The sequence below is a fragment of the Thermopirellula anaerolimosa genome (assembly GCF_054657335.1).
The window spans coordinates 1,382,454-1,408,016 of sequence record NZ_BAAHYX010000006.1; the positions used below are offsets into that span (position 1 = coordinate 1,382,454).

General features: G+C 61.7%; 17 protein-coding genes and 2 CRISPR repeat arrays (1 of these 19 cut by a window edge). Of the genes, 11 read left to right on the top strand and 6 right to left on the bottom strand.

Annotation, left to right across the window (positions count from 1 at the left end; genetic code table 11):
- A CRISPR array of direct repeats spans window positions 1-357; the repeat unit is 37 nt; unit sequence GTGCTAAAGGGGCTTGGCCGAGAAGGGCCATTGAAAC (it extends 215 nt beyond the left edge of the window).
- An 828-nt stretch (window positions 358-1,185) separates the two neighbouring features.
- Window positions 1,186-2,094 carry a hypothetical protein gene (locus ACYQ6J_RS11085; protein WP_460184250.1) on the bottom strand — a complete coding sequence of 303 codons (909 nt, stop codon included), beginning with the start codon at window positions 2,092-2,094 and terminating at the stop codon, window positions 1,186-1,188.
- A gap of 311 nt (window positions 2,095-2,405) precedes the next feature.
- Here ACYQ6J_RS11085 and ACYQ6J_RS11090 point away from each other — a divergent pair, with 311 nt between their 5' ends.
- From ACYQ6J_RS11090 to ACYQ6J_RS11135, 10 genes are all read left to right on the top strand, one after another.
- The gene (locus tag ACYQ6J_RS11090; protein ID WP_460184251.1) at window positions 2,406-3,677 is read left to right on the top strand and encodes a hypothetical protein; all 1,272 of its coding nucleotides are present in this window, start codon (window positions 2,406-2,408) and stop codon (window positions 3,675-3,677) included.
- A 36-nt stretch (window positions 3,678-3,713) separates the two neighbouring features.
- The gene (locus ACYQ6J_RS11095; RefSeq protein ID WP_460184252.1) at window positions 3,714-3,872 is read left to right on the top strand and encodes a hypothetical protein; all 159 of its coding nucleotides are present in this window, start codon (window positions 3,714-3,716) and stop codon (window positions 3,870-3,872) included.
- 248 nt (window positions 3,873-4,120) lie between these two features.
- Entirely contained in the window at window positions 4,121-5,716 is a 1,596-nt protein-coding gene (locus tag ACYQ6J_RS11100) for a Cas10/Cmr2 second palm domain-containing protein (protein ID WP_460184253.1), read from the top strand.
- Entirely contained in the window at window positions 5,713-8,121 is a 2,409-nt protein-coding gene (locus tag ACYQ6J_RS11105; RefSeq protein WP_460184254.1) for an RAMP superfamily CRISPR-associated protein, read from the top strand. The genes ACYQ6J_RS11100 and ACYQ6J_RS11105 overlap by 4 nt, the downstream gene beginning before the upstream one ends.
- Window positions 8,111-9,628 (top strand): RAMP superfamily CRISPR-associated protein, encoded by a 1,518-nt coding sequence (locus ACYQ6J_RS11110; protein ID WP_460184255.1) that lies wholly within the window; start codon window positions 8,111-8,113, stop codon window positions 9,626-9,628. The genes ACYQ6J_RS11105 and ACYQ6J_RS11110 overlap by 11 nt, the downstream gene beginning before the upstream one ends.
- A complete protein-coding gene (csx19, locus tag ACYQ6J_RS11115; protein WP_460184256.1) occupies window positions 9,625-10,194 on the top strand; it encodes a type III-D CRISPR-associated protein Csx19 in 570 nt (189 codons plus the stop codon). Before ACYQ6J_RS11110 ends, csx19 begins: the two co-directional genes overlap by 4 nt.
- Window positions 10,187-12,598: a TIGR03986 family type III CRISPR-associated RAMP protein gene (locus tag ACYQ6J_RS11120; protein WP_460184257.1), complete on the top strand. Its 2,412-nt coding sequence runs from the start codon at window positions 10,187-10,189 to the stop codon at window positions 12,596-12,598. Before csx19 ends, ACYQ6J_RS11120 begins: the two co-directional genes overlap by 8 nt.
- Window positions 12,598-13,830: a TIGR02221 family CRISPR-associated protein gene (gene csx2 / locus ACYQ6J_RS11125; protein ID WP_460184258.1), complete on the top strand. Its 1,233-nt coding sequence runs from the start codon at window positions 12,598-12,600 to the stop codon at window positions 13,828-13,830. The genes ACYQ6J_RS11120 and csx2 overlap by 1 nt, the downstream gene beginning before the upstream one ends.
- 33 nt (window positions 13,831-13,863) lie before the next feature.
- Complete coding sequence (gene csx15 / locus ACYQ6J_RS11130; protein ID WP_460184259.1) at window positions 13,864-14,247, top strand: CRISPR-associated protein Csx15; 384 nt, start codon at window positions 13,864-13,866, stop codon at window positions 14,245-14,247.
- A 123-nt stretch (window positions 14,248-14,370) separates the two neighbouring features.
- Window positions 14,371-15,657 (top strand): hypothetical protein, encoded by a 1,287-nt coding sequence (locus ACYQ6J_RS11135; RefSeq protein ID WP_460184260.1) that lies wholly within the window; start codon window positions 14,371-14,373, stop codon window positions 15,655-15,657.
- Between the two features lie 226 nt (window positions 15,658-15,883).
- A CRISPR array of direct repeats spans window positions 15,884-16,682; the repeat unit is 37 nt; unit sequence GTGCTAAAGGGGCTTGGCCGAGAAGGGCCATTGAAAC.
- A gap of 721 nt (window positions 16,683-17,403) precedes the next feature.
- Here the strand turns inward: ACYQ6J_RS11135 and ACYQ6J_RS11140 are convergent.
- From ACYQ6J_RS11140 to ACYQ6J_RS11160, 5 genes are all read right to left on the bottom strand, one after another.
- Window positions 17,404-18,780, bottom strand: a complete 1,377-nt coding sequence (locus tag ACYQ6J_RS11140; protein WP_460184261.1) for a hypothetical protein — start codon at window positions 18,778-18,780, stop codon at window positions 17,404-17,406.
- A 69-nt stretch (window positions 18,781-18,849) separates the two neighbouring features.
- Window positions 18,850-19,905: a hypothetical protein gene (locus ACYQ6J_RS11145; RefSeq protein WP_460184262.1), complete on the bottom strand. Its 1,056-nt coding sequence runs from the start codon at window positions 19,903-19,905 to the stop codon at window positions 18,850-18,852.
- Between the two features lie 106 nt (window positions 19,906-20,011).
- Window positions 20,012-20,752, bottom strand: a complete 741-nt coding sequence (locus ACYQ6J_RS11150) for a hypothetical protein (RefSeq protein ID WP_460184263.1) — start codon at window positions 20,750-20,752, stop codon at window positions 20,012-20,014.
- Window positions 20,753-20,811: 59 nt separating this feature from the next.
- Window positions 20,812-21,516 (bottom strand): hypothetical protein, encoded by a 705-nt coding sequence (locus tag ACYQ6J_RS11155; protein WP_460184264.1) that lies wholly within the window; start codon window positions 21,514-21,516, stop codon window positions 20,812-20,814.
- 1,176 nt (window positions 21,517-22,692) lie between these two features.
- A complete protein-coding gene (locus tag ACYQ6J_RS11160; RefSeq protein WP_460184265.1) occupies window positions 22,693-23,262 on the bottom strand; it encodes an LIM domain-containing protein in 570 nt (189 codons plus the stop codon).
- A gap of 972 nt (window positions 23,263-24,234) precedes the next feature.
- Between ACYQ6J_RS11160 and ACYQ6J_RS11165 the strand changes: the two genes are divergently transcribed.
- Window positions 24,235-25,551, top strand: a complete 1,317-nt coding sequence (locus ACYQ6J_RS11165) for a hypothetical protein (RefSeq protein ID WP_460184266.1) — start codon at window positions 24,235-24,237, stop codon at window positions 25,549-25,551.
- The last annotated feature ends 12 nt before the right edge of the window (window positions 25,552-25,563 follow it).

Below are 25,563 nucleotides of genomic sequence, written 5' to 3' on the forward strand. Positions count from 1 at the left end.
CCGCGCGCAGGCCCAGTGCTAAAGGGGCTTGGCCGAGAAGGGCCATTGAAACTTTCCTTTGACGACGGGGGATGGGCACCCAAAGAGGGGTGCTAAAGGGGCTTGGCCGAGAAGGGCCATTGAAACAGACAGGTGTCTCCCTAACTCGGAAATAATTCGGTCGATAGTGCTAAAGGGGCTTGGCCGAGAAGGGCCATTGAAACAACGCCGGAACGTCTTTTCTGTTTTTCCGTACTCTTAAGTGCTAAAGGGGCTTGGCCGAGAAGGGCCATTGAAACATTTACGTACTCAATCAGTTTCTCTCGTTCCCCCGGGGTAAGGTGCTAAAGGGGCTTGGCCGAGAAGGGCCAAACGACGCCAACCCGAATTCGGTCGAGTGGATCACTCATGGGTGCGCACATGCACCGCCGGCTCACGCCGGCGGCTCCCGAAGTGCGCTCGCGCGGAACAAAACGCGTACAAGAGCCTCGGGCGTCAGCCCGAGGTGCCTCGGCGCAACCCAAGATGCACCGCCGGCTCACGCCGGCGGCTCCCGAAGTGCGCTCGCGCGGAACAAAACGCGTACAAGAGCCTCGGGCGTCAGCCCGAGGTGGCTCGACGCAACCCAAGATGCACCCCCGCCTCACGCCGGCGGCTCCCGAAGTGCGCTCGCGCGGAACAAAACGCGTTCAAGAGCCTCGGGCGTCAGCCCGAGGTGCCTCGGCGCAACCCAAGATGCACCCCCGGCTCACGCCGGCGGCTCCCGAAGTGCGCTCGCGCGGAACAAAACGCGTACAAGAGCCTCGGGCGTCAGCCCGAGGTGCCTCGGCGCAACCCAAGATGCACCGCCGGCTCACGCCGGCGGCTCCCGAAGTGCGCTCGCGCGGAACAAAACGCGTACAAGAGCCTCGGGCGTCAGCCCGAGGTGGCTCGACGCAACCCAAGATGCACCCCCGCCTCACGCCGGCGGCTCCTGAAGTGCGCTCGCGGGGAACAGAACGCATACAAGAGCCTCGGGCGTCAGCCCGAGGTGTCTCGACGCAACCCAAGATGCACCGCCGGCTCACGCCGGCGGCTCCTGAAGTGCGCTCGCGCGGAACAAAACGCGTACAAGAGCCTCGGGCGTCAGCCCGAGGTGCCTCGGCGCAACCCAAGATGCACCCCCGCCTCACGCCGGCGGCTCCCGGTAGGGGATTTCACTGGCGGTTAATCGAGGATGACGCGCCAACCGCCGCCGCCGGCCACGCGGTGTCCTGCAGCGTGAAAAAGCCCGGCCCAGTACAGCCACGGGATGAGCGAAGCGGGGACGTTCTTGTACGCGGCGCCGCCCACGCATCCTTGGACTTCGAACCGTTGGCGGGTGCGACCGGACCACTTGATTTGCCGGAATGTTTGATAATAATCCTCGCGGCACTCCACGCGGTCGGCGGCCGCTTGCAGGTCGTCGAGATCGGCTTGCAGGGGCCGGCCCTCCTGGGCGAAGGCGCGGCAAAGGACGATCTTGGCGGCCGTGAAGAGATCGCCCAGGCTCGGGTGCGAGACGGTGTTTCGCCGGCCGTCGGCATCTCGTCGCCGCAGGATAAGAGGCGTATTCAGGCCGATGACCACTCGGGGATAAACGCCGGGCCATTGCCGGGCATGGGTCGGCAAGTCTTCCGGGGCAAGTCGGCCCTCGGAAAAGGCGAGTTGTTGGGCGATGAAGCGAATGCCGTCGGGGCCGAGACCGGGCTTGCGTCCGACGTCGGCCAAGGCGCCGATCACGGCGGGCCCATCGCGGCACGCCCTGTCGCCCAAGAGAAGCATGCGGACCCGAATCTCGTCGCCCGGTTCGACGCGATCCGGCGCGGGATAGTAAGGCGATAAGACCAGGGGACGAAAGGCCTCGCTTTCGTCCTCGCGAGCGAGCGGTTCGTACAGTCGGCCGTAGGGGCACTCATCGTGGTGGCGGCAACCGCGGCAATAGGCGGGTGGGTTGCCGTCTGCGTCGAGAACGCGGCAGGTCATGACCTTCAATCTGCCCGCCGTCAATCCGCGCAAGGCGGGTCCAATCCAGGCGATCAGCTTTCCGGCGGTCGTGGCGCGGAGACTCAGCTCCACGATCGAGTACGGCAGCATGGTTCCAACCCCGTTTGCGCGCGGCGCACCCTCATTCCTCGTCGGCGTCTCGGAGCTTCCATTCTATCGGTTTTCGACGCGGTCGGTAGCGACGCGGCTTAGCGTGGCGGCCGAGCCGGCGAGTTTTTCGTCGTTACGAGCGCGGCGGCGGGATCGTAAAAGCAGGGAAAGCCGGCGGCTCGCCGCCTCCGCGAGGGGAGTGATTCGGCGGGAACAACGAGGCTTGCTTGTTATGGAACGCATCGGGCGGCCGTAGTGAAGGGATGTAGGCGGGGTCGAACCGCAAGTCCCAATTCCTTGGAGAAACAAAGATGTTGGGTCGTGCGCGGGTGAACATGACGGTTGTTTTGGTGCCGGCGCTTTTGGTCGGGACGGCCGCGCGGGGGCCGAGCGACGCGGCTTGGGCGCAGGCTGTGGCAACGCTCCCCGAGGCGGGACCGCAAACCGTCGGCGAGGCGGCGGATGCCTTTCATCGCCGATGGCTGGCCGCCAGCCCGGACGAGCGAGTGAGGATCGCCGAGGAAATCGGGGAGAAGGGTGCTAGGGAATTTGCTCGACAGCGCGGCTACACGCCGATCTTCGACGGCCGGGGCCGAACGGTGCCGCAAGGACCGGATCAAGTTTACCTGGATCCGCGGACGGGCGAGATCGTCGTGCTGGAGGCCAAAGGCGGTACGTCCCCGTTGGGCCGCGGTTACGGCTACGAGCAGGGAACCAAATGTTGGGCCGTGAAATCGGCGGAGAAGAATCTCCAGACGCCGAACATCTCGGCGGCGGAACGGCGGGCCTTCGAAAGCATTGTCGACGCTGCGCCAAAGGACAAGCTGCGGGTAGAAGTTGTCAGAACGCCGCACACGCTGGGACGACCGGGGATCCCGGTGCTCGAAAGTTCCGCGACGGCGGCGGACGACACTGCGCAGGCCGCTCGACTCGCCCGGGAGGCTATCGAGCGACTGAAGCTCCGCCTGACGGAGGTCCCGGCAATGTCCAAGTCCGGCACGAAATGGGATGATTTGAGCGGAGTCGGACGCGGCGTGGAGCGTGCCCCGCAAGCGGCCGAGGAAGCGGCGGAGGCGCTGCGGCAAGCGGGACGGGCGGGTAAATCCGCCATCGCGGCCGAGGAGGGTTCGGCCCAGGGCATCCGCGGCGCGTCGCGCGCCGTCGGCGCCGTCGAAGCGGGAGCGGCACCCGGCCTGGAAGCCGCATCCGGTGCGCGGGTCGCGAGCAAGACGCTGGGAACCGCGGCGAAGGTGGCCGGCCCCGTTGCCGTTGGCGTGGATGTGGCACTGCGGGCCGAACGCGTTCGTCAGGTGGAACAGGCCTACGCTCGCGGGGAGATTACCCAGGGCGAGCGCCGATTGGAACACGCGAAAAATGCGGCGGGTTGCGCGGGCGGTTGGGCCGGAGCGTATGCGGGAGGAGAAATCGGAGCAAGTGCCGGCGCAGCTGCGGGAACGGCCATTTGCCCCGGCATCGGAACGGCGATCGGCGGTTTCGTCGGCGGCGTGACGGGGGCCATCGGGGGATATTTCGCCGGCGAAAAGTTGGCGGAAAGCGGCGCAGAGGCCGTCATGGGGAAATGAGATGCAGATTTCAAAAGCAACAGAATCGCAAGAGAGATGACGGAATCGAACGACGAAGGCCGCATGGTTTGGCCTGTGCTCGTGCCGGCCTGCATGGTAGGTCTGGACCAGGTGGGGGAAGTGCTCCGAGCGATTCCCAACGTGGTGATGTTCCCTTTCAACTGCGCCATCGTGGGAGGATTGCGGCCTGAATAACCTTGCCCGCCGGGCGGCGGCGAGACAGCGCGGGTCCGCGATCGGCGCGCTCTCGGCAAGGCGAGGTTTCCGGTGCTTGACTTGCCGACTCGATCGTATAAGTTGTTGGGAAGCTCATGACCGCTTCCACCCGGGTTTGGGCAGCAGCGATCTCGTGGATCGAGTATCCGCGATGGTCGAACGCAAGCATCTGACTTGAGCGGGATCGCGCGGCGCTGACGTCAGCGGGGAGCAGGAAAGGAGGATGCATGAATCTGGTTCTCATCGAAACCTGCGGCAACCAAGCCTTCATCTTTGCCACGAACAAATTGCGCGAGAACGTCGGAGCTTCGCAATTGACGTTCGAGGTCGGCACGAAATTCGTGTTGGAGGCGGTGCAAGCCGCGGGGGGAAGGATTCCGCAAGACGTCGGCGACCCGCAGAGTTATCCCGGCATCGATGATCAGAACCCGATCGAGATCATTCTGGCCGTTTCCGGCAAGGCGCAACTGCTGGTTCGCGACGCGGAGATCGGCCGAGCGATCGTCCGCGAGGTGACCCTGCGGGCGTTGAAGGAAGCCCCGGGACTGGAAGTTCGCGGCGTGGTCAGTGAACCGTTCGAACTGCATTCCGGGCGTCTACACGCCGCGATCCAGGCCGTACATCGCGAATTCGAAAACGTCCGCTCTCGCTTGCCGGGCCCGGCGGTTCGGTTCCCGCGTTTGCCGATCGTCGAGGAGTGCGCCACCAGCGGTCTGCCGGCGGCGCGCACAGCCCGAGCGAGCGACGGCCTGCCCTCGCAACAACAAAGGGCATATTCGGCTTCGACGTTCGCCAAGTTCCAGGCGCGGGACGCCTGGACGAAGCGCCGCGATGCAATGCTGAAGCGACGCGGGGTTCAAGTTTGCTTGCCGAACGCCACGACGGAATTGGAGGAGCTGGGTTGCGATTGGATCGCGATCGTGCACGCGGACGGAAACGGGCTGGGGCGGGTGTTTCTCGATTTCGAAAGCAGGGCGCGCACTTCGGGCGATCGCGAATACATCACCAAGTTGCGTCATTTTTCCCTGGCCTTGGACGCATGCACGGAGCAAGCATTTTGCGACTCGTTGGGCGAGTTGGAGCCGAAGGGGGAAGTTGCTCCCATTGTCCCGTTGGTTCTGGGCGGGGATGACCTCACCGTCATTTGCGACGGTCGGCAGGCGCTGCGATTCACCAAGCGGTTCATCGAGGCTTTCGAGACGGCGACTCGCGAGCACCCGGATATTCGGACGATCCTTTCCGGCGGCGTGACAAGCTGCGCGGGCGTGGCGATCACTAAACCCCACTTTCCCTTTTACGCGGGATATCAACTGGCGGAGGATTTGCTGCAATCGGCGAAGAAGCTCGCCAAGAGCGACCCGGAACGGTACGTGTCGGCCCTCGACTATCACATCCTTTACGACGCCGGCGGGTCGGACTTGGGTCGCATTCGCCGCGAATTGACGGCGGACGGCGGGCGGACGTTGTTGGTCGGTCGCCCGTACGTCGTCACGCGAGATCAAGGTCCGGTCGGGCGTCGCTGGTCCGAGTTGGAAACGCGCATCGCCGCCGTGAACGCCAAGGACGAAGAGGAGGGCCGTCGCCGGTTGCCCAACGGAATGTTGCATGAGCTGCGCGAATCGCTCTTTCTGGGGCGTTCGGTCGCGGATGCCCGGCTGCGTCTCGTGTTGGAGCGATACCGCGAAGCAGGTTTGGACAAATTGTTGGGCGATCGGCCCAATCGCTCGCTCTTTTGGAAGGAGAAACGCCGGGAGACGGAAGTTTACCGTACCGGCTTGCTCGATGCCGTGGATACCGCCGACTTTTGGAGGGGCGCATCGTGAGTCAATCTTGGCTGCTGCCCGAACGCTTTCGCGTTCGACTGACGATGGAATCCGACTGGCACGTCGGTTCGGGCATGGGGCGTCCGGGCAACGTCGACCGCTTGATCACACGCGACGCGGACGATCTCCCGTGCGTTCCCGGGAAAACGCTCCACGGCATTTGGCGTGATGCGTGCGAGCGGCTCTGCCTTGCCCTGGATGACGGCCGACCCGGCAAATGGACGGCGCTGGTGGACCGCCTTTTCGGCAGCCAACCCGCCTTGGGGCCGAACGATCCCACCGGACGACACCGCGATCCCACGGCGGCTCCCGTGCCGGCGGCGGTGCGGATTCGTCCCGCGCGGATTCCCTCCCCGTTGCGGGAACGTTTGATCGGCGCGGACCGTCGCGTGCGTCAAGCCCTGACCTTCATCAAGCCGGGCATCAAAATCGACCGCCGCAGCGGCGCGGCCCAGACCGACATGCTGCGGTTTGAAGAGATCGCCCGAAAAGGAACTGTTCTCGAAGCGGACTGCCGACTGGAGGTCGATGATTCTTCCAGCCGAGAGACGGCCTCGGCCTTATTGATCGCCTCGGCGAAGCTGGTCGAACGACTCGGCGGCAAGCGGCGTCGCGGAGCGGGAAGATGCCGCCTGGAGATTCTCGAGGCGGACTTCGAGCAGGCCGCGGCCTGGCTCGAGAACTGTGATCAGCCTCCTGCTTGGATCTCCTCGACTCGGGATGATGTCGGTCCGGCGGCACTTTCTTCGCATACAGCGCAGCCGACCGATCCCTGGGTGAGGGTGCCGCTCGATCTGCGTCTTCAATCGCCGGCGGCGGTGTCCTATCGGACCAAGGGAAATGTCGTCGAAACCTTGGATTTCTTGCCTGGAACCTATCTCTTGCCGCACATCACCCGCGTCTTGAGCGGGTTGGGGCTGGACGCGCGCGCGGCCATTCAAGCGGGCGACGTGATCGCTCTGCCGGCCTATCCGGTAGTCGCGGGCGAGCGAGGGCTGCCGGTGCCCCTGGCATTATTCGTTCCCAAAGGTTCGGAGACGGCCCTGCCGGACGCGGACATCCCGGACGCGGTCAACCGCTTGCGGCAAGCCGCGCCGAGCGGCATCCAGCTCAAGCAGATGCGTGAAGGATTCATCGGCCCGACAACCAGGCAAGTTTACCGGCCGCCCATTACGTCACGAACGCACAACACGGTCGAGGATCAATCTCAGCGACCGACCGAAGAGGTAGGCGGAGTGTACACCTATGAGGCCATCGCCCCGTTGGACGCGGGAAAACCGGTGATTCTACGATCGGAGCTGCGGCTGCGAAAATCCTGGGCGGATCTTGCGGCTCGAGCGGACGCGCAATGGTGGGAGCGGCTGAGCGGCGATATCTCGCTGGGACGCTCCAGGAAAGATGACTACGGCTCCGTGCGGCTGGAAGCCCGCCCGCCGGAGGACGGCCCGACGCCTCGCGGCAATCGCGAACGCGAACTGTACGTGTGGCTCGTATCGGACACTTTGCTCCGCAATGACCGCCTCCGGCCTGAACCGACGGCCGCTGTTCTGGCCGAAGAATTGTCCCTGCGTCTGGGCGTAACCATCGAACCGCGGGCAAATTCCGGGGCCGACGATCGGCTCGATGAAACCGTTCGTCTCCGGCGGCTGGAAAGCTGGCACGTAGGCTGGCATCTGCCGCGCAGCTCCCTCGTCGCGCTGCAAGCCGGATCGTGCATGGCGTTCACCGTCAAGGGCGAGCTTGATGCCGCTGAACTCGATCGGCTGGAGGCGTCCGGTATCGGCGAGCGCACCGCGGAGGGCTACGGACAATTGCTGTTCAATCCTCCGATCCTTCAAGAGCCTCGCGTTCCCCTCACGGAGGCCGCCGCGACCGCCGGCGCCAACTCGATGGCGCATGATGCGCCGGTCGACTCCGGTGATCCGGTCTTCGAATTCGCTCGAATGATCGAACGTGAGTGCTGGAAACAAGAGATTCGCCGCGCATGCCTGGACTTGGCCGATTCCGCAGCCAAACGGAGGGAGACGCTCGGTTGGGAGGCCAAGGGCGAACAAGGGCGACCGCCCATGAGTCAATTGGGAGGCTTGCGGGGGCAATTGGCGCTGTTGCGAGGCGTCGAAGACCGACGGCGGGTCATCGATTGGCTGGAACACCTGGAGAGCAACCCGCGAAGAAAAGACAAGTGGCCCTCCGTTTCCCGTGTAAAAGCACTCATCGAAACGGACCACGACATTTGGAGGCTTATCGACACCGAAGGATGGCCCACGCTGACCAAGGATGGGAAAGATGCGCTAATGCGTGAGCTTTGGCCGTTGGCCGTGCGTACCTTTTTCGACGCCTGTATTCGGGCGCACAAGCGGCAATTGGAGAGCGAACAACGATCGGGGATCGTCCATGGCTCGTAGCGTTTACAGTCGAATTCAGCTTCAGGGAACGCTGGTCGCCCAATCGCCGCTGCATGTGGGCGGCCACGGCGAGGATGTGGACACGGACCTGCCCTTAGCTCGCGACGGGGCCGGCCAACTGTACGTTCCCGGCACAAGCCTGGCCGGCGCCCTTCGGGAATTGGCCGAGCGGCTCTTCGGTGAAAGCGTCGTCGATGAATTGTGGGGCTGCCAGGACCGGGATCGCGGCCATGCATCCTTCGTCGTGGTCGATGACGCCGAAGTCGAAGACAGCGCCTCCGTGGCGGTCGAGATCCGCGATCACGTGGGGATCGATCGCGAATTCGGCGCCGCCGCGGAGCACATCAAGTACGATCGGGCCGTCCTGCCGCGCGGCGCCCGAATGAAACTCCGGTTGGCGCTGGACGTACCGGACGAAGACCAACGGACTCCGGCTCTGGCCATGCTGGCCGCTCTCCGGCAAGCCATGGAAGACGGGGAGGTTCGTCTCGGAGCCGCCAAGACGCGAGGGCTGGGGCACGTGCGACTGGAGGAAGGGCGCCTGACTGAGTGCTTCCTCGGCTCGCGGGTCGGCATTCTGGCGGCGTTGAAGCGGCCGGGCGGCGAGCCGGTCCCTCAGAACGACATCGATCGGGCCAAGCAAGCATATCCTCCGCGAAAACGACCTCGGCTCTCCCTGAGAATCCATTGGAAGCCGATCGGACCGTTCATGGTCAAAGCCGGTTACGACGGCATCGCCGCCGACATGCTCCCCTTGCTCAGCGCTCGTGAAGGCGGAATGGCGCTCGTACTCCCCGGCAGTTCCATTAAGGGCGCGTTCCGCGACCGCGCCGAGTGCATCGTGCGAACGGTCCGCGGCGAAACGCGGCCGAAGTGGCTCGATAAGGAGGGCAAGAAAAAGTTTCTCGACGCCGTGCAAGTTGAGTTGGTCGAGTATCTTTTCGGCGCCGCGAAGCAGCGCGATCAAGCCCCCGACCTCGGACTCAGCGCCTTGAGCGTCATCGATTGCTTCGCGACTCAAAGCGTGTCGGTCGATCATTGGCAAGCCGTTCAGGCCGCCGGCACCGACCGGGAATTACGCGAATTCTTGGACAAGGCCGGCCTGTCGCACTGGTCCGAAGCCTATCACGTCGCCGTGGATCGCTGGCTCGGCTCCGCCGCGGAAAGCATGTTGTACACGATCGTGGAGCCGCATCGAACGGAATGGGAGCCGCTGACGCTGGAAACGGACTTGCGGCGATTGCCCGACGATCTTCGGCTGCCCGCGATTGCCTTGTTGCTGCTGGTCATCCGCGATCTGGCCCAGGACCGCCTGCCGCTGGGTTTCGCCACCCATCGCGGCATGGGGGCGATCAAGGTGACGGGTTTGGAAATCCAGGGGCGCGACCTGGAAGGCGACCTGGAAAACGTGTCCCGCGTCGAACTCCGCGACGGTCGCTTCAGAAACCTTCCCGAATCGTTGAAAACCGCGTGGCGTCGTTGGGCCACGCAAGAGGTACCGGCATGAGCGCCTCGTTGTTCGTTTACACACGGCGGGGGCCGTCTTTGGCGGAGGCCTTGACCGACTTCGGCGAGATCGCCGGCGACGGTCCCGCCGCGGCCCTCCTCTTCTCGCCGCGACGATGCACACCGGCCGCCTGGGAGGCCGGGAGCCTGGTCGGACCGGATGGCCGCCCCACGAGCCTGGATGACGCGTTCGAAGCCCGCCTGTTCTCCGAATCGGTCGAGCTTCGCTGGCTGAACGATCCCTCCGCGGAACGGCGCCACCGAGCCGTCATGTTGTCGGAGCAAGCGCTATCCCCCTTGCACGCTTGGGAAACGGAAACGATCGCCGTTATCGCCACGCTGCCGCAAACGTACCTTGTTTGGGGAGAAGGGACGGGCCGGCCGATGAACGGCCGCTGGAGCGAGTTGGCGACGGCCCGCATCGGACCTCTGTACGTGCCGATCCCGAACGCCGGCAAGAATGCACGCGTCTTGTTGCGCACCGTGGAATACGTCACCGAAGCCGACCACGGCAACGCGGTGGTTTTCGACGAACGCCTGGTGAAACTGGAGGTGGCCCGTGGCTGATTCCAATCAGCGGCTGGAAGGCATTCTACATGTTGCCGGTGGGAACGGTGCGCTCACCCTGGAATGGGGAGCCGGAAAACAACAGAAGGTCAAGAGCAAGCATTTCGAAGAATCGTCTCGATCGCAGTTGGCAGCGCTGCAAAAGGGAAAGTCCCAAAAGCTGCGAGTCACCTTCGAACTGGTGGGCGGCCAACCCAAGGACATCCGAATCGAGCAAAACCCTTCCCGCGCGGGAAGCGCGCCGAAGCAAGGCGGCGGAAGTCGCCAACCGGAACCCAAAGGCCAATCACGGCTCGCCCCAAGCGTTGGGAATTTTCACAATCCCTACAACTTCGTACCGGCTCCGCCTCGTCCGGCCGATCACGCCGAACTGGGTGATCATAAACCCATCGGCCGCCACGTATTGTATCCCGATCGCTTCACCGGCGTGATCCGCGTCAAAATGACCGTGAACACGCCGCTCCTCGTGCCCGATGCCGGCAAGGCTGCGGACCTCCCCGATGACCACAAGAGCTTTCCCGTCCGCTTGGATGCCGACGGACAGCCTTATATTCCGCCCACTTCGATCAAGGGCATGCTCCGCTCGGCTTACGAGGCGGTGACCAACTCTCGTCTGGCGGTGTTTCCGGGAGAGGAGGGGGACGAGGGGCGCAACGCTGCGGGGCACGGCATGCGGTTGGCATTCCGGCGACCCGCGAAGGTGGAGGTCGTCCCGGCTCGCGTCGAGGAGTGTTCCCCGCTCCGGTTGAACCTGCGCATTCTATCCCGTTTGTGGCTGAAATCCGCGGCGAAACTGCCCCGTTATCGTCAACATTCCGGTCGCGATCTTCGCAAGGGCGAAGACGACGCCGCGCTCCGCTACGCCGACGGTTCGCTTCCGAAGCACGGCGACCATGTTCTTGTTCAGGTCGACCCGAAGGGCAAGGTCTTGAGAATCTCCCCCTACGGCGAGCGATCGAATAAGGCGGATGGGTGGCAAGAGGGCTGGGTCTTGATCACCGAGCCGAACATCGGCAACAAGAAATTCGAGCGTGTTTACGTCGTTTCGGACAACGACCAGGTGCTCACTCTTTCCGCATCCAAGGCCGCGTCGGTCCGTCGGATGTGGAACGAATTGATCGCAAACTACCGGAACGCTCACGTCAAGGACCTCGCGAACCGCGAAAAACAAGGACAAAAACCGAACGATTATCTGGGCGACGAGCCGGGAAAGACCGCTTGGTCCCGTCATATTTGGGATGATGACTACCAAGAACTGCGAGAGGGCACGCTTTGCTATCTTCAGATCGAAGGAAAGAATGTCAAGGGCATCTTTCCCGTGAGCATTTCTCGGGACCTATATTCGTCCTCGCCGCTGTCGCTGCTCCCCCAGTCGCTGCGGCCTGCCGCCGCGCTACAGCAACTCTCCCCCGCCGACCGCGTTTTCGGCTGGGTCAACCAGCGGGGCAAAGGAGCCTGCAAGGGTCACGTCCGCGTCGGACCGGTGACCTGTCGCACGCCCAAGGAACAAGCCGTCGAAGATTTCGGCCAACCCGGCTTGCCGCTGGCGATCCTTGGTCAACCAAAGCCGCAGCAGGCGCGTTTCTACGTCGCCGCATCCCAAAGTGGGGAGGCACAGAAAAACGGCTTGTCCAAGGAGTCCGCCGGTTATTCCCGCAATAGCAATAAAGGCCTGCGCGGTCGCAAGGTGTATCCGCACCACAACGGGCTGCCGCCGGGATATTGGAAAATCCCCAAGCAAGATCGCACGCAACAAGCCATCGACGGATACTTCCAGGAATATCGACGACCGAAATTGAACGGCGAGGAGCAACGCGACAGCCAGAATCGCTCGATCCAAGGCTGGGTGAACCCGGGCACCGAATTCACGTTCGAGATTCACGTGACCAACCTATCCCAGGTCGAACTCGGCGCGCTCCTCTGGCTGCTCAGCCTGCCGGAAAACCACTACCACCGTTTCGGCGGGGGCAAACCGCTCGGTTTCGGCAGCGTGCGACTCGAAATCGAATCCTCCTCGCTGTACGACGGACGAGTTTGGAAACGAATCTACTCGACGCTCGATGACGAGGAGTGGCCGACCGCCGATCACGAACCGCTGATCCAGGCTTTCCACGAAGCCGTACAGACTCAGTTCGGCAAGGATCGCCCTTTCGATCAAGTACCGTTCATCGCCGCCTTTCTTCGCGCGGCGACGGGCCACCCCGACCGTCTGCCAACGCACTATCCGCGGGCACGCCGCTTCAATCAAACCGGCCCCGTGCCGCCGCATCCGGAGGGCTTGGCCTACGAATGGTTCGTGGCCAACGACCGAACCGGGAAGGAGAGCGGACCCGCCTTGAGCCTGCCCGACCTAGTGAACGACAACGGCTTGCCGATTTTGGACCGTAAAGAAGGGATGTCTTGATGCCGACGACCATTGTCAGCTTTTTGGGAACGGGGCAGAAAGTCGCCTCGCAAAGTGCGCGTAGCGAATACCGCAAAACCGTCTACGAATTCCACTCGCCCGACGGTGAACCCTATCAACAAGAAACGTCGCTATTCGGAACGGCGTTGGTCCGATTTCTCCGAAAGCTCGATACGGACATTGACCGCTGGATCGTGCTCGGAACCTCAGCTTCTTTATGGTCCGAACTCAACCAAATCCTGGCCGATCCCGACGGCGTTTCTCGCGAATACTATGATATCGACGAACTTGTGATCCGCAAACAAGTCGATGAGGCTGCTTTGCGAAAGTGGGAGCAAACGCTCAACGCCGAAGCCGCGCCGCTTCAACTTTGTTTGCGTCTCACCGGCGACGCCCTGTCGCGGGAATCTCAGCAACGTATCGCGCAAGCCTTGTTTGAAAACATTCCGCGCCGCAACGACGTCGTCTTCGATATTAGTCATGGATATCGACATCAACCCGTTATTGCCGGTTTTATTATTTCGCTCATGCGCTGGACGCATGCCATTGGAAAAGTTTCCTTCTATTCCGGGGTGTTCGAGGCTCGTCAAGGAAACGTGACTCCCGTCATCGAATTATCGATATGCCAAGAACTGCTCGACGCCACCGATGCGACGGCCATTCTCGGCACTACGGGGAACTACGAAAGCGTGGCGCGGTGCCTGAACATGGACGCCGAACTGGCATGGTTCTTGGAAAATACGAATCAACTCGGAAATGCTCGCACTGCGGCTCAACAACTCCTTTCCCAATCGGCCGGGTCTGCCGATGTCGTCGGCGCCCAACTCTCGACGCTCCTGCGAGAGAGATTGGAATGGTCGCGTGAAGCCCGTTTCGCGGACCGTGTCAGGGAATCTGCTCGCGCTGCACTGGAGCGAGGAGATTATTTCCGAGCGGTGGTGCTTGGCTACGAAGCGATCATCATTTGTGCGGGACAACTTCTCTACCCGAAGCCCGACCCGCTGAACTACCAGACCCGCAAAGATGCTGAGCAAGCCCTATACGATCAATTGAACGGCCACGATCGTGAGTTGTTGCACGACCTGCGGCACACGCGAAACGCGTGTGCCCATGGAACCCGCTCGGATCGTGCAAATCCGCAAAAGATCTTACAGAACCCGCGAAACTTTCAAGACCTCATACGGCAGGCCTTCGATCTCTTCGATCGCCTTAAGCAATTGTTGCCGCCGTGAAACGTGCATACGTTCGCAATGGATTGATTCGCTATGTTCGTCCTGAATTTCGCCCATCCGCTCACCGACTCCCAACTAGACCGCATCGCGGAGCTGGCGGGCGGGAAGGTGGATCGCGTCGTTTCCGTCCCCCTGCAATTCGACCACGCCCGGCCATTCGACGAGCAGGTCCGCGAGGTGCTCGCCGGCATTCCCCTGACCTCGCAGGAGTGGCAGACGATGCCCATCGTGATCAATCTTCCCAGCCTCGCCGTGATCGCGGCCGTCCTCTTGGCCGAGATTCACGGTCGCGCCGGATACTTTCCCACGATCCTGCGACTGCGACCCGTTGCGGGAAGTGTTCCGCCGCAATTCGAGGTCGCCGAACTGGTCAATCTGCAAGCCGTTCGAGACGCCGCGCGCGCGTGCCGGGGTTGATACGCGATCCTGTTCGTCGACGAACGACGACGCAGCCGCGGCACGGTGAGCCGGCAACGCAAACCGATTCCGCCGCGCTCCGCGAGAGAGTTCCCCAAGCCCTTTTTTGCGGAAATACGAGTTTTGAACGACTGGTTTCGCGTTCGTTCGAACGCCCGCGAGTTGCACGTCGAGTTCGTCGCCTCGCGGGACCGCTTTTGGCCGCCCGACGTCCTCCGCGAGCCTCCCTTGCCTATCGAAGGGGTGAGCGGTCGGCGGGTCATGCTCTCGGGACCGGGCGCGGTTTGGATGTACGCGCACGCGGCGGCCCGATTCCGCGCGGCCGGGGCCCAATCCGTTCGCGTCGAGTCCCCTCACAAGCCCGGCGACGCGGACGGCTTCGAGGGGAGCGAAAGCCGGCTCATTCCGGCCGACCTTGAAAACGAGAAAGGCGCGCTCCTTCTCGTCCGCCTCAGACCGGCCCCGCCCCTTTCCGCCGATGCCGTCAATCGCTTGCTCGAACCGCGACTGGACGAGCTCCTACGGCTTCGTCCCGCCGAGCTGGTAATCAGCGGCCGGGCCGGCGTCGATGTCTACGCCCGGGCCGCGAGCACGGCCATCGACGCCGGGGTCCGTCGCGTCTCTTGCTGGTCCGCTCGCGACGGGCTGATCGTCGTCCACGATCGCCAAGGCGATCTCTTGGGGGCCACGATCACGCGGCCCGATTGGTTGGCCCGGGCGATGCCGAAACCGGTTCAGTCTTGGGTACTGGGCGTGGCCGGCGACCCCAACTCCGGCAAATCCGTCTTCAGCATGGTCTTGGATGTCTACCGGGACCGGATCGGTTGCGACGGCTGGAAGCTGGATTGCGACGGACAATCCCCCACGCCGCCATGGTATCTCGATCCCACGGATCGGGAAACGGCCGGCAAAATGCGGGAAGCACACAAACGCGACTGGACCCCCGCGATGGAAGCCGCCATCGCTCGGCAATTGTGCCGCGCTCGCGAAATGTTCTCAGTCTCCATTGCCGATTTGCCGGGGGGCAACCACAAGGTCTCGCCGCCCCAGCGGCTCCCCCCCGGTCGCGAGATCATCTTCGCTCAAGTCGACGCCCTGATCCTGCTCGACAAGGAAAATTCCCCCGCGGAGGCGGCCTGGCGCGAGGCCCTCCGTCCCCACGGCCTCGATCAACGCATCGCCGCCGTGCTGCTGTCGCACGATCCCGCGGGTACGCCCTCGCTAACGGTGCACGAAGAGAACGGCCTGCTCCGGGGGCGGGTGACGGGACTCGACCGCTCCCGATCGGCGGAAGACCTCCTCGAGGCCTTTCGCGAAGGTCTTGACCAATTGTGGACGGCCATCGGCGAAAAAGCGACTCACTTGCGCCTTGACAATAGCTTGGGTGCTGGTAAGATAACGGCTGAATGATCGCAAGATCGATTGTGGGGCAAGCACAAGGTTGCCCATACCCCATCGTAGGGGCAAAAGTGCGGGGGGTGTGGGCAAGAACGCAAATGCTTGATAATAAACGACTTATGGCGGAGAATTCATTATTGCACAACATCGCAAGCATGCAAAAATATACCTCCAATGGGAGGGGTATGGGCAAAATGCGTCGCAAGTCGTTTTGCAGTAAGCACTTCGGAATGGTGCGGTGCTAAAGGGGCTTGGCCGAGAAGGGCCATTGAAACCGTTTTGTCTACCCACCGGATTACCCGGCAGATAAGCTTCCGTGCTAAAGGGGCTTGGCCGAGAAGGGCCATTGAAACAACCAGATTGTCTCAAGTTCACAACAGTGTCGATGCACCTAGGTGCTAAAGGGGCTTGGCCGAGAAGGGCCATTGAAACCCTCAAAATTTTTGACCGCCTCTTCTCTTGAAGAGGCGTGCTAAAGGGGCTTGGCCGAGAAGGGCCATTGAAACGAATCGCAGACGGGTCTGTTTCCCGGACGATATTGAGTGCTAAAGGGGCTTGGCCGAGAAGGGCCATTGAAACCCATCTGAATATAGAACATCTTTTCCCTCCTCAGGGAAAAGGTGCTAAAGGGGCTTGGCCGAGAAGGGCCATTGAAACCATTTTACGCCTCCGTTTTTCGAGGATCCGCACGAGTGCTAAAGGGGCTTGGCCGAGAAGGGCCATTGAAACATCCGCCGTGCCCTCCAGGGTGCCGTCCAGCGATGTAGTGCTAAAGGGGCTTGGCCGAGAAGGGCCATTGAAACTCCCAATCCGCCCGGAGGGCCAGCAGCGACCTCCACAAAAGGTGCTAAAGGGGCTTGGCCGAGAAGGGCCATTGAAACACCCGGCTGTCTGGACCAAAAAACATTCCAATCCTTGTGCTAAAGGGGCTTGGCCGAGAAGGGCCATTGAAACCCAACCGCCTCAGCACCTTGACGGCCTCCTCCTCCGAGGAGGCCGTGTGCTAAAGGGGCTTGGCCGAGAAGGGCCAAACGACGCCAACCCGACTTCGGTCGAGTGGATCACTCATGCGTGCGCACATGCACCGCCGGCTCACGCCGGCGGCTCCAGAAGTGCGCTCCCGCGGAACAAAACGCGCTCAAGAGCCTCGGGCGTCAGCCCGAGGTGTTTCGGCGCAACCCAAGATGCCCCCCCGCCGCACGCCGGCGGCTCCAGAAGTGCGCTCCCGCGGAACAAAACGCGCTCAAGAGCCTCGGGCGTCAGCCCGAGGTGTTTCGGCGCAACCCAAGATGCCCCCCCGCCGCACGCCGGCGGCTCCAGAAGTACGCTCCCGCGGAACAAAACGCGTACAAGAGCCTCGGGCGTCAGCCCGAGGTGTTTCGACGCAACCCAAGATGCCCCCCCGCCTCACGCCGGCGGCTCCAGAAGTGCGCTCCCGCGGAACAAAACGCGTACAAGAGCCTCGGGCGTCAGCCCGAGGTGGCTCGACGCAACCCAAGATGCCCCCCCGGCTCACGCCGGCGGCTCCCGAAGTGCGCTCGCGCGGAACAAAACGCGTTCAAGAGCCTCGGGCGTCAGCCCGAGGTGCCTCGGCGCAACCCAAGATGCACCCCCGCCTCACGCCGGCGGCTCCCGAAGTGCGCTCGCGCGGAACAAAACGCGTTCAAGAGCCTCGGGCGTCAGCCCGAGGTGCCTCGGCGCAACCCAAGATGCACCCCCGCCTCACGCCGGCGGCTCCTGAAGTGCGCTCGCTCGACGTCAAAGCGTTGCGGTCGCATTTTCGCGGCCCGCCGAACGTAGGTCCTTCACCGAGTAAATGGAAATGGACTGATCGTCCTTGGAGGGCCTGGGCTTGCCGGTCTGACGATTGGGGGTGTGCTGGAGATAAATCAGTCGGGCGTTATCGGGCGCGGCGTACGACCAGGCAAGACTCATCAACTTGTTGCCCGGCGTTACGTCGATCATCAGCGAGTCGGCGTCTTTAAGATCGGGCATCATCTCGTGCAAACACCGGCGAAACTCGCCGATGAAATACGGCAAGTCTCCGTTTTCGATCTTCCTTAGCCTAGCGGCGATGCCCTTGCTCTCCAACCAAGATCGAGCCTTCTCGGCAAACTTCTCGAATTGACGTTTCTCGTCCTTTGTGTACAGGATCAGAGACGCTTCGGGGCGAAACACGCAATGGGCCAGGTGGACCAATTCCGGGCTGCCGCTGACAATGGTGACGAGGCAACGGCATTCCCGCTGGTGCGGCGGCAGCTTGGCGCGAAGGTGCTCGGCGAGGTCGTCCACGATGCAATCGAGATAATAATTCAGCCTATCGTCAGGATCGTCGATCCACAGGTAGGTGTCGGCACGTTCCTCGAAACCGTCCTCCCGGCCCGCCCGCACCCTTAGGACCTGAAGATACGGTTTCATGGCCGACCGCGGTCGGATCTGGGATTCTTTGAGCGGCTCGATTCGGATCGCAAAGCCGCTCATTCGAGCAAAATCTTGGGCCTGGATGAGACATTTTTCAGGCAGGAAGAAGTGGGTGGCTTGGAACTCGCGGGCAAGCTCCAGTTTTTGTGCGATGCCTTCCACGGAGCGGATGCCCGCATCGCGATCCCAGGCTCCGGTCGCCCAGACCTTGCGGTCGGGTTTGCCATGGTGCGCGGCGAGCATCAGGCCGGCCGCTAAGGGAACCCAGGCCGAACTATAGTCGCCCTGTAGAAATTTGGCCCCCGGTCCGTCAAAGAGGCCATCCTCGGCGGGTTGCAGCCGCCAATCGTCATCGAGCAGAATTTTGTCTTCGCCCGAGTCGCCGTCGGCCCACGCTCGCAGGGTGCTGAGAACGCTTCTAGCGACTGGCTCGAGTCCCGGCGGAAGATCGACCCGAGGGTTCGAGTTGCCTTTCTTCCAACGCAGAGGCAAGACTGCGGCGGATCGCAAAGCCGCGTTATGCTCCATCTTGAGGACGGTTGCGACCCAACACGCCCCGCAACCCTCGGGCAAAGAGGGAGACTCCCAAGAATTCAATTGGTCTTGGGAGAGGCCGCAGTCACGTCCCTCTTGGATTGCCTTTCGCAGTACCTCGCGTCTCAGCAACCAAGGAGCCAATTTGCCTAGCCGGACCGCCAGTCTGAAAGCCCTCACGGGCGATATTTCTTCCGGCGACAGTTTGACGAGAGAATCCAAGTCGTCGGATCTGCCCGTTAGAGCCATTCATTCACCTCCGGTCGGTTCCAACTCCTCCCAAAGCTCGTCGTTGATTCGCAAGGGGAGCGATTCCGATCGGTTTGCGAAGGCGAGGAGGTCGTCGAGAAGTATCTCAACGCGGGCATCAGGTCCGAGCAGTCCGCCAATCCCGGCACAATCGACCCTCGCCCCTGCAAGCTCGTTAGCCGGTTCCTCGTCGGGTCGATAAACGGTCAACTTGACCTTTTGGCCGTGGAAAGGCTTTCGAGGACACGGCAATACCGCCACATAGCCGCTGGGCGATCGCCAGCGAAGCATAACGACCGGGTCGGAAGGGGCGGGGGTGTCGGCGGCCAGGGCGATGGGGGTGATGTCACGAATCACGGACGCCGCCGAACGTCGCCCGCCGGCGGCGGTGGCCGGAACGCCCGTTTGCGACAAAAATAGCTCCAATTCCCGGCGTACGCGCTCCGCCACTGCCTCCAGGGTGCCGTCCAGCCAGTAGGGCGGCAGCGAAGCATAAGGCTCAACCAATAGCGCCCGCCAGTTCCGCAGGAGTTCGGTGTCGACGAGCGTGGACAGCAACTCAAGGTTTTCTTCTTTTTTCATGAGGGAGTCGAGGCTAGTCACCGCCTCGCCTAGGGCATCCAGGCTCTGGCATAACCTCTCCGCCATAGGATCCCCTTCGAACATCGCCTCGAGCGCGGCCTCGTTGAGTGCGATAGACGCCGTCCAGACGTCCATGCGTCGCACTACAATATCGACGCAGACTGCCTCTTCCTCCCCAATTGGGGCGTTATCCCACTGCTCAGGCAGAGTATCGACGGCGCGACGAAGATTCGTGATTTCCCGCATCAGGGCATTTGCGGCGCCCAGGGCCTCGGGGACGGGTAAAACGCCTTCATCCTCCCCCGCGTCTAGGCCGAAGACGCGGCAATAACCCAATGCCGTGGCGACTTGCGCCGCGGCGTGTTCGGCCGCCTCATCCGGAACCGAATCGAACTTTTCCAGCTCCGGGGCCGCAAGGGCCTCGCGGAGCTGGTGAACATAACCTAATACGTCTTCGCGGTGGACGTTGGACATGGCCGGTATTCCTAAAAATCAGTACTCGTTTATCGATTTTCCGGCGAAAGGGGACTGACACAGCTCGTTCCGCCACAGCCCCCGCGGTCGCATTCGCGCTACTGCGTTACTGATCGAATTCCTCATCCCAGCGGAAACTACGCTTCTTGAGCCGACGTTTGCGTGTAGCAGGGACATCCTCTTCCGGTTCCGCGGCAGGCCACGACGACAACCGTCCGCGCCACGGAGTGCCGGTCAGCTCCTCGCAAAACCCCCAATTATTGGGGGCAACAAACCGCCGATGGCAAACCTTGATTGCGGTATCCTTTTTTGCAATCGTGAACTCCTCGTTTTCGTCGGGCAGCAAGCATCGCGGTGGGTTCCCCTGAATGGGTACATACACCCGGATCAAGTGCCGAACAGCTATCTGCCAACGGCGCCTTCTTCTCTTCTCTACGGCGGCGGCGCGAAAGTAATAACATGTAATCCAAACGAGTCTGCTATTACCACCGTACAACACCGCCAGCGCCCCGCTCGGCAAGACCAACATCCAGCGCTGCCCCTTGTGCCACTTTCCGCCATATTTCACCAACATCACTTGCGGACGTCGCAAGGTCTCGGTTGCCTGTTCCCGAAGAACGGTGAGCACCCTGCCGAGAACCGCGGGATCGGACAAGGTTTCGTCGCCGCTCGCCCTCAAAGCGCGTACGACGTCGGCACCGAACTCATCCTCCCACGGTTCATCGCAGGCCGTCCAATGCTTAAGACAGTGCGACCAGGCCCTCTTGGGGAATTCGATCTCCAATCGCCGACCATGATTCTCCGGTCGCGGATCCGGCAGGCCTCGCCACGGTTCCCAATTACCCATAGCCGCTTTCCCCCTAATAGCGCCTTGCTCGATAAGACCTTCATCCCTCGATCAAGGATTCAATTCCGTAACTCCTGAATCCAACCCAGTTCTAGGAGTCCTTTCTTGAACCGGCTAAGCGCCATGCGCAGCGACGATTCCGACACATTGAGCAGTTCCACGAGAGCCTTCAGCCGCTCGTTGTAATCGTCGTATCCGGAAAGCTCTTCGGGAGGAAAATCCTCCGGCAAACCCACCTGCTCGCGCCACACGTCCCATTTTTCCGGCGGGACCTTACGCCAAAGGTTCAACACCGTCAGACCGAGCACGCGGACTCTCGGCGAGAGTTTCAATTCCAGCCGAGCCTGATCTTCTTCGGAAAAGAATTGCTCGAAGTCGTGAAGCGTTTCGTAACCGCGGCTCTGATCACTACTGCGATCGGGGATTACTTCCAACAGTGGGGTTGAAACCTCGCGTTTAGATTTTGTTTTCCTCGCTGCGTCGATCAACCAATTCCGCAGCACTCTCGCCGCCCACGGAAGAAAGGGCCGACTGCCGTCGTAACGATCCAAGCGTTCAAAAATAACGGTCAGGGATTCGCTCGCGAACTCTTCTTGCGGGCCTTCTTCCCATAGCAACTGACCCGCAACGCGACGCGCCACGACCTGGATATGGGGGGCCAGTCGGCGCCATGCTTCTTCCTTTTCCGCAGGAGTGCCGCTTTGGGCAAGCCTCGCCAAGCGGCTGACTTCATCCGGAGTCATTGGGTTATCCCCGACGCCCATGCACAGTCTCCTTTCTTCCCGACGCTCCCCGGTCATCTCGGACCTCTATTTTGGTTCACCGACTGCACCGCCGCAATCCCGCCTCGGCGCCGGGTGTTAGCCCCAAATAGAAATGCCGTTACGCGCCGTCCATACCGACGTGCGTATCGGTGCACCGCAAGGAAAGCGGCGTGGAGACTTTGCGGACAAGGGAAAAAGAGCAGGCGATGTCGTAGGTAGGCGGTCGGGAGGGGTGGGAGCTACTTCTCGGCGAAGGCAAGCGAGATTCTTGAAGCAAATTAGCCCCGGACCAACCGCGAACGGTCGCGCTGCGCGACATTTGGGGCCGCGCCGTCCAGAGCGACGTTTCCTTCTTTTGGCGAGGCGCGACCACCGCCGACTTGCGCCGCCGGTTCATACTTGAACCCGCACCCTCGCGTGAAGTGTGAAGTTTAGCGATCCGCCGGGCGGAACGTCTCGCCCGTCGACAAACCGATTCTTAACCCAAGAGCAGGCTGTCCGGTCGATACTCGGCCTCGCGCCGATGTGCTCGCCGCGACACCGTAACGCCATCAACATCCGAACCGGCCGGAAGTTGACCAGTTTGCCGAGTACGCAGGAGCGGGCGACTTCGCCGAATCGCTCGGTCTCGTCGCCTCTGCAATATTATTCGGAACAGAAGATAACTTTTTTCCTTTCACACGTCATTGATACATTCCATTAGTTCACGCAGACTGAATAACGCTGCGATAGTGAAGAACCCTCCACCTATAAACACGTCCAGGATTAACACAGTCGTCCCAAACATGATCCATCGCTGCTTAATGATTTCGAACTTTTCCGGTGTCATGAAAGAAATCTCCGCGGGAGGGAAAACACCCTATCTAAACACTGATACCGCGACATGAATAAGGCGCTGTCGTTGCTATCAGGTCGAAGTCTAGGCGAACTCAGAATCAGCGTCTTCTCCGGTTCTTATCGCCAACAGGCCTAGGCGTCACAAGGGCGGCCATAATAGTAGCCGTTAACAAGGGAAACACATTGCCTTTGATGAGGCTGTCGATCAACCCTGCCAGCATGATCAGCGTGCCTATGTCCACTCTTTTATACTCCAGCGGAATTGTGGCGACTCTCGATGCGCACTGTAGTACGGATGATCCCACACCATCCTATTAATAAACGTGCAGCGGATCGCCGTTAGAATTTCCCACCCCTCCTGTTCGCACACACGGCCACGGCATGGCCCGTAAAATACTGAGTGGTCCACCGCCGGGTCCTATAATAAGGATTCCCTTTCGCCCCGTAACCCGCGATATACTCCTCTTCGTGGTGCTTAATATGTTTATCCCAGAAGAATTCGACATAGGAGTTTCCGCCGGCGAGCGCCACTTCGAACTTCAAGATATTGGCAACCTCCGCGGGATCTTCGCACTTATCGTACACGCGAATCAATCCAAGACGGCGCGTAATCACGCACCCCTGTAAGGTTTCACGTTTCGTGCCCGGGATCCAGTTGTTGAGCCTTTGGAGAAAGCCGTTGTAGCATCGCGAACACAGCAAACGGGAACGGACGGCGGTAAGCGTCTGCTTGGCGACCCTGGAGCGGCACAAGCTGCAAACGTGGCATTGATTGCACACATTTCGTCCCTCGATGTTGGTCGAGAGGCAACTGCTGCATACGCTCACCTTGCAATGATCGCAGGAGTACCGCCATCTCCAATACCACAGGAAAGGCTTGCCGCACCGAGCGCATTGATCCGCAGTCATGTCTTTTCTCCCAGCCACGGGACAGGCGTATCAGGGTGGGCGCCGACCACCGATCCTTCGGGCGACTATCGCCGCCGATCACAGCACGGGCGCAGCATCGCGACCGGAGGCACTATGAACGATCCGGGTGAACGGTCACCGTGCTTGTCTTGGTACCGAATCACAGTTGATTCGGCGGATGGACTCAGGGACGCTGCAATCGGGTTGTGCGATCAATGAGAGCGTTCGCCGTCTTTCTCGATGCCGGCGTCCTGCGTCCCACTCAAGGCGCCATTCCGGCGCCGTTTTACGAAGACTTCTCCTATAGGTGCGATTTCCCTTTCGGGGTTGCGTCGCCGGACCGGCGGCATGAAGTTCTCGCCTCGTCTTGCCCGTCATCAAGTTCACTCCTCCCTTAATTACGGTTGAGCGACCGCCCTCGCAAGTCTTCGTTTTGCCGCCACGCACTGCTTACGCCTCAGGTTTTGCGTGAGAGCGTTTCTCCTAGGAATTACGATGCCGGAACCCGATTCTTAACGCTTCCTTTCAGAGTTCTGCGCTGCCGGCGTCGTCAGTCTTGTCACAACGCGGCGCGTGTGAGCACGAGTCGGCCTCGCGGGCGAAGCGGGTGCATCGCCCCTGGAAGGCGTTCCGCTCGTCCTCCACTCCGCCGCCCGATTCGGCAGTTTCTTGAAGCCTGGGTGGGGGACATTTCCATGCGTGAGAATCCGGGGACATGTCTATTCGCGGCTAACAATGCCGTGCAAAATACTTGTCATGCAACGTCTTTCGAGGACATAATGAGAGACCCCATGGGCCGATCCCCACGCGGGAGTGGGGTAATGCCGCTGAGCACCGCGCCCGGGATGCTACCCGATGCAGGACCTGTTGCCCGATCCGGTCGGTGCTGCCGCAGTCCCTCGTAAGTCCAAAGTGAAGTCAGGCGGTGCGTTGTGAAGAGCGTTGTCTTTTCGAATTCGGAGCAATGAGATCGTGGCATCGAAAAAACGAACCCTTTGGGCGTTGTTCGGCGTCCTCGTGCTGGGGGTGTGCGGATTGGCGGTTTTCGCCGTCTTGACGCAAGTTTCGAGCGCCTCGATCGCCGGTAACCTGGCCAAACTCCGGGAATCGGGGGCGCCGACCAATCTGGCGGAATTAACGGCAGCGCTTTCCGCGGGCAAAGCTGAAGGAGATGCCGCGGAGTCGGAGAAGTTGTTCGAAGCCGCTCACGCCTCGGCCAAGGATATTTGCAAAAAATTGCAGGATTCCTACGCCCCGGCGGTGCTGACGGCGGGACGTTACAACGAACAGGGTTTAGCGCGGGCACGACAAGCGTTTGCGGCCCATCCCGACTTCGTAGCCGACGCAGAAAAGTGGACGACAAGCCCGCCCTCGTCCGCGGATCAGCCGCCATCCGATGCCTCGCCCGAGCAATTCCTGCAACACATCGTCACCGTCACGCAGTTGCGGATCACCGTCGCCAGAGCGCTACAATTTCGAGCTTTGTTGGCCCTGGAGGACAAGGATTGGGCGGAACTGGCGCATGTCATCCGGATACTATTTCAGTGTTCGCGTCGCTGCGAGGCGATGCCGGGCGCCATCGCCATGCAAACCACCCTGTTCGTCGATCGGCAGGGACTGGAGTTGCTGCACCTTCTGTTGCGCGAAGGCACTGCATCGGCGGCGGACCCGATCCTGCAAACATTGTCGCAGTCGCCCCCGCTGACGGAACGTTTGCTCCGCATGGTGCGACAGGAGCGTGCGTTCGGTCTGACCCTGACCGAGCGCTATCCGGACAAGGACTCCTTTTGGAAGCGTTACCCGTACAATCGCTTCCGCTTGAATTACCTTAAGTTTTTCGAACGACTCGAATCTGGTTTGAAGACGGGCGTTTACGGAGATGTGGCCAACGTGCGGATCGAGAACTACGTCAACCCGGACGCGGACGCCGCCAAGATGACGGCGCCGTCGCTCCGCTCCGCCATTGCGGAGGCCTACCGCGTCGAGGCGCTTCGACGATTGCTGCTCACCGCCGGACGCATCCTCGAACGATCGCGAGGCGGCGGGGCGGTACCGCAAAGTCTGCGAGAGGCCGACATCCCGGAGGAATGGAAGCGCGACCCCTTCGACGGGCAAGAGCTTCGCCTAGCTCAAACGCCGAGCGGATGGATCGTTTACTCCGTCGGCGAGAACTTGCATAATGACGGTGGCGAAATGGGAGGGATTTCGGACGACATCGCCGTGGGACCGTTCCCTCCGCGCGAAGAATCCGAACGGACTCCGGCCGCACCGCCTCCAACGCGAGAGTAGTCGACCGGCAGA

Coding starts and splice junctions, on each gene's coding strand:
- ACYQ6J_RS11085 (WP_460184250.1), bottom strand. CDS start 2,094: ATGCTGCCGTACTCGATCGTGGAGCTGAGTCTCCGCGCCACGACCGCC.
- csx2 (WP_460184258.1), top strand. CDS start 12,598: ATGCCGACGACCATTGTCAGCTTTTTGGGAACGGGGCAGAAAGTCGCC.
- ACYQ6J_RS11155 (WP_460184264.1), bottom strand. CDS start 21,516: ATGGGCGTCGGGGATAACCCAATGACTCCGGATGAAGTCAGCCGCTTG.
- csx19 (WP_460184256.1), top strand. CDS start 9,625: ATGAGCGCCTCGTTGTTCGTTTACACACGGCGGGGGCCGTCTTTGGCG.
- ACYQ6J_RS11110 (WP_460184255.1), top strand. CDS start 8,111: ATGGCTCGTAGCGTTTACAGTCGAATTCAGCTTCAGGGAACGCTGGTC.
- ACYQ6J_RS11145 (WP_460184262.1), bottom strand. CDS start 19,905: ATGTCCAACGTCCACCGCGAAGACGTATTAGGTTATGTTCACCAGCTC.
- csx15 (WP_460184259.1), top strand. CDS start 13,864: ATGTTCGTCCTGAATTTCGCCCATCCGCTCACCGACTCCCAACTAGAC.
- ACYQ6J_RS11090 (WP_460184251.1), top strand. CDS start 2,406: ATGTTGGGTCGTGCGCGGGTGAACATGACGGTTGTTTTGGTGCCGGCG.
- ACYQ6J_RS11100 (WP_460184253.1), top strand. CDS start 4,121: ATGAATCTGGTTCTCATCGAAACCTGCGGCAACCAAGCCTTCATCTTT.
- ACYQ6J_RS11095 (WP_460184252.1), top strand. CDS start 3,714: ATGACGGAATCGAACGACGAAGGCCGCATGGTTTGGCCTGTGCTCGTG.
- ACYQ6J_RS11150 (WP_460184263.1), bottom strand. CDS start 20,752: ATGGGTAATTGGGAACCGTGGCGAGGCCTGCCGGATCCGCGACCGGAG.
- ACYQ6J_RS11160 (WP_460184265.1), bottom strand. CDS start 23,262: ATGACTGCGGATCAATGCGCTCGGTGCGGCAAGCCTTTCCTGTGGTAT.